This window comes from Facklamia sp. P12945 (genome assembly GCF_050409485.1).
GTDB lineage: Bacteria > Bacillota > Bacilli > Lactobacillales > Aerococcaceae > Facklamia.
In genome coordinates this window covers 1-11,994 of the sequence record NZ_JBNUPJ010000009.1, presented here as the reverse complement: position 1 = coordinate 11,994, position 11,994 = coordinate 1, and the positions used below count along the sequence as shown (strand labels likewise).

Genomic DNA, 11,994 nt, shown 5'->3' with positions numbered 1-11,994 from the left:
TCATTAAGAAAGAGGAGTAATTATGACAGAAATTAAAACAATCAATACAAAAAAAGCCCCAGCAGCAATTGGACCATACTCTCAAGCAAAACAAGTAGGAGAGCTACTTTTCTGTTCAGGTCAAATCCCAATCAATCCAGCCTCAGGTGAAATAGAAGCAAAAGAAATAACAAATCAAACAAAGCAAGTAATTGCTAATATCGATGCTCTACTAAATGCAGCAGGATACTCTGCAGAAAATGTTGTAAAAACCACATGTTTCTTGGCAGATATGGGTGATTTCGCCGTTTTTAATGAAATTTATGCTGAATATTTCACATCCAAACCAGCTCGTTCAGCAGTGGCTGTTAAGACCTTACCTAAGAATGTTTTAGTAGAAATTGAAGTAATCGCTAGTTTATAATTTATAAGATATTAAAAAGAGCTGTCTAACGACTGATGTAAGTGGTTGTTGACGGTTCTTTTTTAAAATTTAAAGGAGATTGAAAATAATGATCGAAAATCAGATCAAAGAATTTGCTCAAATCATTCAGAAAAGTCGCAAGATTGTCTTTTTTGGTGGAGCCGGTGTTTCAACCGCATCTGGTATTCCAGATTTTCGTTCTGCAGATGGTTTGTTTATGCAAGAAACCAATTACCAATACTCAGCGGAAGAAATAATCTCGCATTCCTTCTATAAACAACATCCTCAAATCTTTTTTGAATACTATTTTGAGCATTTAGTCTATCCAGAAATACAACCCAATTTGGCTCATTTTTTTCTGAAAGAATTAGAAAACAAAGGAAAAGAAGTGACAGTTGTCACCCAAAATATCGATGGCCTCCATCAAAAGGCTGGTTCAAGTCGAGTCTTAGAACTTCATGGGTCTGTTTTAAATAATTTTTGTACGCAATGTGGTAGCTACTATGCTCTGGATCAATTAGAAAAAGATGCTCAGGGCATTCCACGCTGTCCTAAAGATCAAGCGATTATTAAGCCGGACGTGGTGTTATATGAAGAAAGCTTGAATGAAGAGACCATTAATCAATCAATCCAAGCCATTAGTCAAGCAGACCTCATGATTATCGCAGGAACTTCCTTAAATGTTTATCCGGCCGCTTCATTTATTCATTATTTTAGAGGAGATTCTCAAGTAATCATTAATCAGACACCGATTCTAATTAGCAAGCCCAATGCTTTGATTTTTGAAGATAAAATTGAGTCAGTTTTTCAGTTAGTGAAAGATTATTTAGCAAATAATGATTAAATGGCGAAGGCCTTGTTCAAAGCTGTAAAGAATGATAAAATAAGTCCAACTTAAATTTTAATTTGACTAAGAAGAGAAGAGTAATTCATCACCATCCAGAGAGGAAACCTTGCGCTGAAAGTTTCTCGATGAATGAAGGTAGCTTGGAGTCATAAGACATGAGAAATCAACAATAGTGTCTTACGGAGTCTGCTCCGTTAACAAGAAAGAGTGATTAAGTAACTTTTTACTTGATTAAATTTAGGTGGTACCACGTAATTGACGTCCTATGCAAAGCATAGGATTTTTTTTATGAAAATGAATTAAGGAAGGTGTAACGATGGTAGAAAATACGAAGCAAATGCCAAGTAAGTACCAACCTCAGACGGTTGAAGCAGGTAAATATCAAAAATGGATAGAACAAGGTGTATTTAAGCCTTCAGGAGATTCTAAAACAGAGCCATATTCAATTGTAATTCCACCCCCTAACGTAACGGGTAAATTACATTTAGGTCACGCTTGGGATGTGACTTTGCAGGATATGATTATCCGTTCTAAAAGAATGCAAGGCTATGATACTTTATGGTTACCTGGTATGGACCATGCTGGAATTGCGACTCAAGCTAAAGTGGAAGAGCGTTTAGCAGAAGATGAAAACTTAAGTCGTCATGATTTAGGGCGGGAGAAATTCCTAGAAAAAACTTGGTCTTGGAAGGAAGAATATGCAACTATTATCCGCCAGCAATGGGGGAAAATGGGTATTTCAGTCGATTATGCGCGTGAACGTTTTACACTGGATGACGGTTTAAACAAAGCAGTTAATAAAGTCTTTGTTAAACTTTATGAAAAAGGACTTATCTATCGGGGAGAATATATTATTAACTGGGATCCAAAAGCCCAAACGGCTCTATCCGATATTGAAGTGATCCATAAAGATGTACCAGGTGCTTTTTATCATGTTAATTATCCAATGGTTGGTAGTGATGAAGTGGTTCAAATTGCCACCACCCGTCCTGAAACACTTTTAGGTGATACAGCGATTGCTGTACACCCTGCTGATGAGCGTTATCAACATTTGATCGGTAAAAAAGTACTCTTACCATTAATGAATCGTGAAATTCCTGTCGTAGCAGATGAGTATGTGGATCGAGAATTTGGTACAGGTGTAGTGAAGATTACCCCAGCTCATGACCCGAATGACTTTGAAGTCGGTAACCGTCATCATCTACCACGAATGAATGTGATGAAAAAAGATGGCACTATTAACGAATTAGGTGGAAAATATGCAGGCATGGATCGCTTCGATGCACGCAAGCAAATTGTAAAAGATTTAAAAGAGCAAGGCTACTTAGTTAAGATTGAAGAACATACGCATTCAGTGGGCCATTCTGAGCGTTCTGGGGCGGTCGTAGAGCCTTATCTATCTACTCAGTGGTTTGTCAAGATGAAACCTTTAGCCCAGCAAGCTTTGGCTAATCAAGCAACCGATCAAGCAGTTGAATTTTACCCACCACGCTTTAATCAAACTTTCCAAACTTGGATGGAAAATGTTCATGATTGGGTGATCTCACGTCAACTTTGGTGGGGACATCAAATTCCAGCCTGGTACCATAAAGAAACAGGTGAAGTTTATGTTGGCGAACAAGCCCCCAGTGATGAAGAAAATTGGTTAAGAGATCCGGATGTTTTAGATACATGGTTCTCATCTGCCTTGTGGCCATTTTCAACCATGGGTTGGCCAGAAGAAGGTCACGATTATCGTCGCTACTTCCCAACCAGTACCCTAGTGACCGGTTATGATATTATTTTCTTCTGGGTGTCGCGTATGATTTTCCAATCTTTAGAGTTTACGGGTAAACGACCTTTCCAAAATGTTTTAATTCATGGATTAATCCGTGATAGCCAGGGGCGTAAGATGTCAAAATCGCTAGGCAATGGAATTGATCCAATGGACGTTATTGATGAATATGGGGTGGATTCCCTTCGCTGGTTCTTAGCCACAGGGTCGACTCCCGGACAAGATATTCGTTACTCCACTGAAAAGATGGGAGCAGCTTGGAACTTTATTAATAAAATCTGGAATGCTTCACGTTATGTATTAATGAATGTGGGTGATTTAACCATTGAAAATTTAGAAATCAAGCAAGATTTGACACTTGCCGATCAGTGGATTCTTTCCCGTTTACAAACAACAATTGAAGAAGTAAGCCGTTTATTTGAACGCTTTGAATTTGGAGAAGCAGGTAGGGTCTTATATCATTTCATTTGGGATGATTACTGTGACTGGTATATCGAAATGACTAAAGAACAGTTGCAAGATCAAGAACATGATCATTTTGCCACTAAATCAGTTCTTGTTTATGTTTTGGACCAATTCTTACGTCTATTACATCCAATTATGCCCTTTGTAACTGAAGAAATTTGGCAGCAAATTGCTCCACAAGCTGCATCAATCGTTACAGCAGCTTATCCAACCGTTAAAGAAGAATACAAAAACGATATTGCTGAAAAACAAATGCAGGAATTGATTGAAGTCATTACAGCGGTGCGTCAAATCAGAAATGAAATGAACACACCATTATCTAAAGCTTTAAAAATGATTATTAAAGTTCAAGATAAGGGTATTGAAGAAAGTTTAGAAAGTAACCGGGCATACATTAATCGTTTCTGTCACACAGACCACTTAGAAATTGCCGCTAATCCTGAAATAGAAGGAGAAATGGTTACACAGACACTTTCATTTGCACAAATTTTCATCCCATTAGCTGGATTAGTCAAAATAGAGGATGAGATTAAGCGCTTGGAGCAAGAAGTCACTAAGTTAGAAAAAGAAGTCGAACGTCTAGTGAAGAAACTTTCGAATGAAGGATTTGTTGCTAAAGCACCTGCTCAAGTAGTTGAAGGTGAACGCACTAAATTAGCTGAATATGAACAAAGGTTAAAAGCAGTGCAAGAAAGAATTGAAGAATTAAAACCATTAATCTAAAAAGTTAGAAAAAGAGGAATCAAAATGACGTTTACAAATGTTGATGAGGCGACTCATTGGTTGTTAAACCAAATCAATCCTATCCCAAGACCTGATATGACTAAAATGTATCAAGCTTTGGAATATGTGGGAAATCCTCACAAAGATTTACCAATTATCCATATCACCGGGACTAATGGTAAAGGATCAACGGTAGCTTATTTAAGAGATTTACTGTCGAGCCAGGGCTATAAAGTAGGATCTTTCACCTCGCCACATATTGAGCGGTTTAATGAGAGAATTACTTTTGATGGTCAACAAATTAGTGACGAAGCGCTCATTCGTTTAACCAATCAATTGGTTGAATTAAATGATTACATGGAAGCCTACTCTCCTTATGGTCGTTTAATATATTTTGAACTATTTACTATTATGATGTGCTTATATTTTCAAGAAAAAAAACCGGATGTTTGCTTGATCGAAGCAGGAATCGGAGGCATGTCGGATTGTACTAATGTTTTAGACGGAGAGATTGCCGTTGTTACTTCTATTGGTATGGATCACGCGGATATGTTAGGAGACACCTTAGAGTCCGTTGCTCTTGAAAAAGCGGGCATCATCAAGCCGCAAAAAGAGGTTGTCACAGGACTTATTCAAAAAAGTCCTCTAAGCATTATTGATAAATGGGCAAATGCTCGCACAGCTGTCCACCACTCTTATGACCAAACTTTCGGTGTCAAAAATATTATCAAGTTAAGCCCTTTTAAGACTCAATTCCAATTTTGGACTGACAGTCAAGCAATTCCACAAGAAGCTTTTGAAATAAATATGGTGGGAGATCATCAGGTGAGAAATGCGGCCGTTTCTTTGCAAGTATTTATTTCATGGATGGCTCACCAAAAGCAAACGATTGATTGGCCCAAAGCGAGAGAGGCTTTGCAAAAGACAAAATGGATTGGTCGATTAGAAAAGATTTTTGAAAATCCATACATCTTTTTAGATGGGGCGCATAATATGGAAGGGCTGACCGCACTGAAAAGTGTGGTAGATGAGAATTTTTCTGCTTTCGAGATCACCATTATTTATGGAGGTTTAAAGAAGAAAAATCAAGCAGAACAAGTTCCTTTATTGTTGAATTTTCATGCCGAAAAAGTTTATTTGACTTCCTTCCACCATTTCGAAGCTATGAAAGAAAAAGATTTTGCAGAAGTTTTACAAGCCGAATCAATTGTCAATCGTCATAAAGCCCATTACGTTGATGATTGGAAAAGTTGGATGAATGATTATCAATTAAATAATCAAAATAATAAGCAGGCCCTCTTATTAATAACGGGCTCTCTATACTTTGTCTCAGAAGCTAGAGCCTATCTCTTAGCTAACCAAATGATTTAACTTATTGAATAATAGCGAGCACTTTTCCTCCTTACTTCTTGTATTTATTGATACTAGCAGTAAGGGGGAATTCTTTTGTCATCGAATAACTCTTGTATCCGTCAAATGACCCAGCAAGACCAGCCGCGCGAACGTCTCAGACAATACGGTGCTAAAAATTTATCCAATCATGAATTGTTGGCTATTCTCCTTAGAACAGGAAGCAAAAAAGAAAATGTCTTAAACTTAGCCATTCGTTTGCTTAGTCATTTTGAACCACTCAACACTTTAAAAATTGCCTCACTTAGTGAACTCCAATCGATTAAAGGAATTGGTCCTGCTAAAGCAGTTGAGATAAAAGCAGCGATTGAGTTTGGGAGTAGAGTGCAAGATGCCCAATTTAAAAAACAGGGCGTTCTAACTTCAACTTCTCAAGCAGGGCAATGGTTGATTAAAGAGATGGGAGACCTTCATCAAGAACATTTAGTCGCTCTTTTTCTAAATAGTAAGAATGAAATTATCAAAAAACAAACCATCTTTATCGGTTCGGTCAATAGTTCGGTAGCTTGCCCAAGAGAAATTTTTAAAGAAGCGGTAAAATATCCAACTGCAAGGCTAATTATTGCTCACAACCATCCTTCTGGTAATCCAGATCCTTCACAGGCAGATTTGCTATTTACCAAGCGAATGATAGCGTGTGGGGAGATGATGGGGATTGAACTTTTGGATCATTTGATTATTGGAAACGATTGCTATTTGAGTTTGCGTGAAGCGAGTGATTGTTTTATTTAGTTATCTTTAAATGCTAAATGATAAAATACTTGAAAACTATTGAAATAGAATAACAAGCTATGTTAGAATTTAGATATGTTTTTGTAAGGGGTATCATAGTTTGGGAATTCCACTTCGTACCAAGAGCAAGAATATAATTAATACAGGTGCTTAGGCACGAGGAGGATATTTGTAAATGGAACAAGGTACAGTAAAATGGTTTAACGAATCTAAAGGTTTTGGCTTTATCGAACGTGAGGGTGACTCAGACGTATTTGTACACTTCTCAGCCATCCAAGGTGAAGGCTTCAAAACTTTAGCAGAAGGACAAGCAGTTCAATTCGAAGTTGAGGAAGGCGCTCGTGGACCTCAAGCAGTTAATGTTGAAAAATTAGCCTAGACTTTCGACCAATCTAATCTATCGAATCAAAAAATACCGTAAGGGAACTAAACAACCTTGCGGTATTTTTTGATAGCTATAATCGTGCTCAAGCAGTTGTTTAAAAACCAAATGAAATTTCCAAAATTTAAAATTCAGTTGAGCAAAGAAAGGGTTCGCTAGTTTTTAAACTTTTTTTTTGCTATAATTTACAAAGCTATTGCTATTATTTGAAAGGCGGATGAATGCATGGGGATTTTTGGCAAACAGCAAATTGGAATTGACTTAGGCACTTCAACAACCATCATTTACATTGCACGAAAGGGTATTGCATTGCGCCAACCCTCTATAGTAGCAATTGACAAAGAATCAGGAGAAGTTGTTGCCTATGGAAAAGAAGCATCGAAACTAGTTGGAAGAACGTCAAACCGTTATGAAATGATTTACCCCATTCGTAAGGGCGTTATCGCTAACTTCTCAATGACCAAAATGATGTTGGGCCATTTTATTACTCAAGCCTTACGTCATTCCTTCTCAAAACCAGAAGTTGTCATTAGTTCGCCAAGCCAAATTTCTAAAGTAGAAAGAAAGGCACTAATTGATGCAATCAAATCATTAGGAATCAACCGAGCAATGATTGTTGAGGAGGCTTTTGTAGCAGCTCTAGGAGCGAATTTAGCAATTGAAGAAGCAAGAGGAAAAATGATTGTGGATATCGGTGGAGGTACTACCGACATCGCCACTTTATCATATGGCGAGATTGTAGATTCCTTAACGCTTAGTGCAGCCAGTAATAATATGAATGAAGAAATTCAATCTCAAGTTCGCCAAGAACACAATTTAATTATAGGAAATTATACGGCAGAGACTTTAAAAATAGTGATAGGGGAAGCCTTGTATGATCCTAAAGAAGAAAATGATCATTTAATTGTAAAAGGTAGAGATGTTATAACCGGCGTGCCCAATGAAGCCAAAGTATCCACTCAGACAGTTGCAAAAGCAATTGATGTAGTAATTCATCAAATTATTTTAGGAATAAAACAGGTGTTAGAATTAACCCCCCCTGAATTATCTGCAGACATCATGGAAACAGGTATTATTTTGACTGGTGGCGGGTCTTTACTTAAACATCTACCAGAACGAATTGAAAAAGAATTAGGTCTTTCTGTACGAAGAGCCGATTTACCCATCGACTGTGTCGCTATGGGTGCAGGACGTATGTTTAATGAGTTGGATCGTCAATCATCAGCGATTGAGCGGAGTTTAAGATAATTGTTTACTAGTAGAAAGAAGGCAAAATATGCTTAATAATAAGAAGTTAATTGGAATTCTTCTGGGTGGGATTGTCATTAGCAGTTTAATCGCTTATTCTCTTTTCAATGGAACGAATAATGTAGTCAAAACAGCTGTTAATGAAACAATCTCCTGGACCGGTAGAGTTTTTTCTGAACCAGTAAGCATGGTGGTTCAGTTTGTGAATTCTGTGGACGATTTAGTCAATACTTTTGAAGAAAATGAAGCACTCAAATCAAAAATTGATAAATCTTATGAAATGCAAGTGCGTATTGCCGATTTGGAGACTGAAAATGAAAAATTACGACAAGAACTTGACTTGTCAGAAACTCTTTCTAAATTCACCAGTATTCATGGTACTGTTATTTCAAGAAATCCTGATCAATGGACAGAAACCCTTATTATCAATTTAGGCTCCAAACAGGGTATGGAAGAAAATATGGCTGTTATGGCTGGAAACGGTCTGATTGGACGTATTATAGAGGTATATCCTTCATCTTCTAAGGTTCTTTTATTAACTAGCAACCAATCAAAAGACGGTATGGTATCGGCTCGTGTTCAAACGGATAAAGATGGATCTTCTGCAATTGGTGTGATCAGTGACTATGACCCGAAGGATAAAGAATTCATCATGACTCAAGTTTTGCCAGATGCTAAAGTAAAAGCGGGAGATATGGTCATTACTTCTGGTTTAGGGGGGGTAATACCAGCCTCGCTCTTTGTTGGAGAAGTTACCCAAACAGAAATGGATGCCCAAGGATTATTCCAAACGGTAAGAGTAAAACCGGCTGGAGAGATGACTGATATTCGATTTGTAACAGTGATCTTACGTGAAGGAGCTCAGCAAGATGAATAATTTTTCGACTAAATTTGGCTATCAAAGAGAAAGAAACATTGTGGGTATTGTTCCACTTGTCTTACTCTTTGCCTTAGTAATCGATTCAGCCCTGCCCTCTATCTTTCCCACAGCCTTTTTAGGAAATGAACAAATCATTGTTTCACATCTACTGCTCTATTTTATTGTAACCTTTTCCTTTTATTTACGTAATACTTCAATTATGATCTATGCTTTCTTTGTAGGGTTAATAGCAGATGCTTATAATTCAACCATTTTAGGCCTATACGCCATTCTTTATTTTCTCATCGCATATTTTATTCTTTCAATCAGGCGTCACTTTCCACGCAACGCTATTATCCATATGATGTTATTTATCGTTTCAATAACTATTATTGATTTCGTTGTTTATCTTTTCTATCAACAAGTAGGACTAAGTAGGCTTCTTTTTGAAGACTATGTTGTGATGCGTTTAGGACCAACTCTAATCTTTAATATGGCCTTAACCTTTTTCATGTATCTTCCTAATCGGTTGCTTGTGCGTTGGTTAGGTTATGATGATCATATTATCTTTTAAAAGAAGATCGGGAACTATTTCCCGGTTTTTTTATGCATTTGAAATAAAATGTTATAATTAAGAGAATAAAACAACAAAAGAGGAGGAATTATTATGGCGATCAATCACTCTTTATTAAAAGATGATTTATATCAAGCGGTAAATGGGGAATGGCTAGAAGAAGCGGTGATTCCTTCAGACAAACCAGCTACAGGTGGATTTATGTCATTAGCCGAGAAAGTTGAAGAAGTTTGTTTGAAGGATATCAACGCGTTAGTTGAAGGCAAACTAACTACTACGGATCCTTTAATGTTAGAGTTTATCAAGCTTTATAAAAAAGCACTTGATTTTGAATATCAAGAGAAAGACAATTTGGCAGAAGCTAAAGATTTTTTAAATAGTATCCTTTCACAAGCAGATTATCAAGCTATTACAGCTAAAATGGTAGAACTATTAAACTATAAATTACCTTCGTTAATTAACTTATCCGTTGAACCAGACATGAAAAAAGCGGAACAAAATTGCCTTTATATGGATGTCCCAAGGTTAATTTTGCCAGATACTCCATATTACGATGAAGAAAATGAAAAAGGACAATTTCTTTTGAACATATACCAAAAACAAAGCGAAGAATTATTAATAAGTCTTGGTTATAATAAGGACCAAAGTCAACAATGGGTAAAAAACTGTATAGAATTTGATCGTAAATTAGCTAGCTATCAGAAAACGCAAGAAGAATTAGCGGACTATACCCAAAATTATAATGCACGATCCATTGCTGAAGTGAAAGATTATTGTCAAGAAATTGCAATTGATTCTTTTATTAAGCAGATTATCAAAGAAGTGCCAGAAAAAATTATTGTTACTCAACCTTCTTTTTTTGAACATCTAGATGAAATTGTTCAGTCGGATAATATTGAACTTCTTAAATCTTGGATAATAGTAAGCACAATTAATGACCTATCCGGAGTGTTAGGTGAAGATTTTCGTTTAAAAGGCAGTGAGTTTTCATTGGCTCTATCGGGAACGCCTGAACCGATGAAAGCGAAAAAATTTTATTTTTACCTAGTAAGGGATCTGTTTGATCAAGTGATAGGCACCTATTATGGCAAAAAATATCTAGGATTCGAAGCTCGTAGGGATATAGAGAGCATGCTCAAAGCGATGATTGAAGTTTACAAAAAAAGATTGGAAAAGAACCAATGGTTAAGTGATGAAACCATTCAATTAGCAATTAGAAAGTTAGAAAAATTTAACTATCTAATTGGCTTTCCAAACGACTATCCAGAATATTATAAAGACTTAAAAGTGAATGCAGAGAGCTCTCTTTTTAAAAATTGTTTATCGTTAAAGAGGATTCATCAAAAGGACCATTTTTCACAATACAAGCAAGCGGTGGACCGAGATAAATGGTTGATGCCAGCAGATAGAGTGAACGCCTATTACAATCCCACTTTAAACAATATTTGTTTCCCAGCCGCTATTTTACAAGCTCCTTTCTATAGTCTGGATCAATCAAGAGCGGCGAATTATGGAGGAATTGGAGCTGTCATAGCTCATGAGATTTCGCATGCTTTCGATAATAATGGCGCTAAAATTGATGAAAATGGTAACTTGAATAACTGGTGGGCTGAGCAAGACTTTGAAGCTTTTAACCAAAAAGCTCAAGCGATGGTTGATCAATGGGATGGTATGCCGTTTGGCCAAGGGAAAGTAAATGGCAAGTTAACCGTTTCTGAAAACATTGCAGATGGAGGTGGTTTGACAGCTGCATTAAATGCCTTAAAAAATGAAGGAGAAACAGATTATAAGGAGTTCTTTATCAATTGGGCCCGTATTTGGTGTCAAAAAGCGCGTCCAGAGTATGAATTAATGTTGCTTCAAGTAGATGTTCATGCACCGGCAGAATTACGCGCCAATGTCCAAGTGAAGAATCTTGATGAATTTCATGAAACATTTGAAACGTCAGAAGGGGACGGCATGTGGCTAGCTCCAGAGGAGCGCGTTCGCATTTGGTAATTTACCAAAAATATCTTTCCTTAGAATTATGTCAACCGTAAATGAAAATGTCCTGAAATTTTAAAAATTTGCGGGATAAAACTACCGCGCTTCGCTTGGTGAACTCGAGGAAAAAGATGAGAATAGAAATTCTCACTTTTTCCTCGAGTGTTCTTCTTTTATACTGGATGTGTCTGCTTCAATTGCTTAAGATACCGCTGATAAGAGGCTGCTTTCCATGGATGAGATAAAGGCGGGATAGGAATGACTTTTGGCTTAGTTTTAGGAGGCGGTGTATCGAATTCTTTCGAATAACGTTCATGTTCAGGAACGATCTTGAGTGGATACAAGGTCTCTTGATAATTGGCATATAACTCAAGATTACGCGTCTCAATGACCATCACACGCGTATGTGGAGGAAGGTATTGAACGTTACCTGAGTCATCGACACATTGGTAAGTTTGGCGATGATAGCGAATGGAATGTCCCGCATTTACAACTCTGAAATCATGTCGACAAAGTAAATAGTTCAAATTAACGCAAGGGTCTATCTTTTGAAAGACATTTCGGTTATCTTTAAGTTGGAAAGCAAATCGCTGA

The 11,994-nt window shown here is 37.1% G+C and carries 10 protein-coding genes, 1 pseudogene and 1 other annotated feature; of the genes and pseudogenes, 10 read left to right on the top strand and 1 reads right to left on the bottom strand.

Features of this window, described 5'->3' with window-relative positions; all coding sequences use genetic code 11:
* Positions 1 to 22 precede the first annotated feature (22 nt).
* The 10 genes from ACQV2X_RS04170 (at position 23) to ACQV2X_RS04125 (ending at position 11,415) form a co-directional block, all read left to right on the top strand.
* Entirely contained in the window at positions 23 to 403 is a 381-nt protein-coding gene (locus ACQV2X_RS04170; protein ID WP_428873886.1) for a RidA family protein, read from the top strand.
* An 88-nt stretch (positions 404 to 491) separates the two neighbouring features.
* Entirely contained in the window at positions 492 to 1,247 is a 756-nt protein-coding gene (locus ACQV2X_RS04165; RefSeq protein ID WP_428894266.1) for an NAD-dependent protein deacylase, read from the top strand.
* A 59-nt stretch (positions 1,248 to 1,306) separates the two neighbouring features.
* Positions 1,307 to 1,519: a binding site (T-box leader), on the top strand.
* 47 nt (positions 1,520 to 1,566) lie between these two features.
* Positions 1,567 to 4,212: a valine--tRNA ligase gene (locus ACQV2X_RS04160; RefSeq protein ID WP_428891853.1), complete on the top strand. Its 2,646-nt coding sequence runs from the start codon at positions 1,567 to 1,569 to the stop codon at positions 4,210 to 4,212.
* A gap of 24 nt (positions 4,213 to 4,236) precedes the next feature.
* Positions 4,237 to 5,583 (top strand): bifunctional folylpolyglutamate synthase/dihydrofolate synthase, encoded by a 1,347-nt coding sequence (locus ACQV2X_RS04155; protein ID WP_428894265.1) that lies wholly within the window; start codon positions 4,237 to 4,239, stop codon positions 5,581 to 5,583.
* 105 nt (positions 5,584 to 5,688) lie between these two features.
* The gene (radC, locus tag ACQV2X_RS04150) at positions 5,689 to 6,354 is read left to right on the top strand and encodes a RadC family protein (protein ID WP_428893424.1); all 666 of its coding nucleotides are present in this window, start codon (positions 5,689 to 5,691) and stop codon (positions 6,352 to 6,354) included.
* A 175-nt stretch (positions 6,355 to 6,529) separates the two neighbouring features.
* The gene (locus ACQV2X_RS04145) at positions 6,530 to 6,733 is read left to right on the top strand and encodes a cold-shock protein (RefSeq protein ID WP_428873890.1); all 204 of its coding nucleotides are present in this window, start codon (positions 6,530 to 6,532) and stop codon (positions 6,731 to 6,733) included.
* Positions 6,734 to 6,961: 228 nt separating this feature from the next.
* Positions 6,962 to 7,984: a rod shape-determining protein gene (locus tag ACQV2X_RS04140; RefSeq protein WP_428873891.1), complete on the top strand. Its 1,023-nt coding sequence runs from the start codon at positions 6,962 to 6,964 to the stop codon at positions 7,982 to 7,984.
* A gap of 28 nt (positions 7,985 to 8,012) precedes the next feature.
* Positions 8,013 to 8,861, top strand: a complete 849-nt coding sequence (gene mreC / locus ACQV2X_RS04135) for a rod shape-determining protein MreC (protein WP_428873892.1) — start codon at positions 8,013 to 8,015, stop codon at positions 8,859 to 8,861.
* The gene (mreD, locus tag ACQV2X_RS04130; RefSeq protein ID WP_428894264.1) at positions 8,854 to 9,417 is read left to right on the top strand and encodes a rod shape-determining protein MreD; all 564 of its coding nucleotides are present in this window, start codon (positions 8,854 to 8,856) and stop codon (positions 9,415 to 9,417) included. Before mreC ends, mreD begins: the two co-directional genes overlap by 8 nt.
* A gap of 93 nt (positions 9,418 to 9,510) precedes the next feature.
* Positions 9,511 to 11,415: a M13 family metallopeptidase gene (locus ACQV2X_RS04125; protein WP_428894263.1), complete on the top strand. Its 1,905-nt coding sequence runs from the start codon at positions 9,511 to 9,513 to the stop codon at positions 11,413 to 11,415.
* A 158-nt stretch (positions 11,416 to 11,573) separates the two neighbouring features.
* On the opposite strand, the pseudogene ACQV2X_RS04120 reads toward ACQV2X_RS04125, so the two are convergent.
* A pseudogene (locus ACQV2X_RS04120) lies at positions 11,574 to 11,994 on the bottom strand (ISNCY family transposase); the annotation flags it as partial.

What these genes read in the sequence shown, in the direction of transcription:
- ACQV2X_RS04155 (WP_428894265.1), top strand. Translation starts at nt 4,237, where the DNA reads ATGACGTTTACAAATGTTGATGAGGCGACTCATTGGTTGTTAAACCAA.
- ACQV2X_RS04125 (WP_428894263.1), top strand. Translation starts at nt 9,511, where the DNA reads ATGGCGATCAATCACTCTTTATTAAAAGATGATTTATATCAAGCGGTA.
- ACQV2X_RS04140 (WP_428873891.1), top strand. Translation starts at nt 6,962, where the DNA reads ATGGGGATTTTTGGCAAACAGCAAATTGGAATTGACTTAGGCACTTCA.
- ACQV2X_RS04145 (WP_428873890.1), top strand. Translation starts at nt 6,530, where the DNA reads ATGGAACAAGGTACAGTAAAATGGTTTAACGAATCTAAAGGTTTTGGC.
- mreC (WP_428873892.1), top strand. Translation starts at nt 8,013, where the DNA reads ATGCTTAATAATAAGAAGTTAATTGGAATTCTTCTGGGTGGGATTGTC.
- ACQV2X_RS04165 (WP_428894266.1), top strand. Translation starts at nt 492, where the DNA reads ATGATCGAAAATCAGATCAAAGAATTTGCTCAAATCATTCAGAAAAGT.
- mreD (WP_428894264.1), top strand. Translation starts at nt 8,854, where the DNA reads ATGAATAATTTTTCGACTAAATTTGGCTATCAAAGAGAAAGAAACATT.
- ACQV2X_RS04170 (WP_428873886.1), top strand. Translation starts at nt 23, where the DNA reads ATGACAGAAATTAAAACAATCAATACAAAAAAAGCCCCAGCAGCAATT.
- ACQV2X_RS04160 (WP_428891853.1), top strand. Translation starts at nt 1,567, where the DNA reads ATGGTAGAAAATACGAAGCAAATGCCAAGTAAGTACCAACCTCAGACG.
- radC (WP_428893424.1), top strand. Translation starts at nt 5,689, where the DNA reads ATGACCCAGCAAGACCAGCCGCGCGAACGTCTCAGACAATACGGTGCT.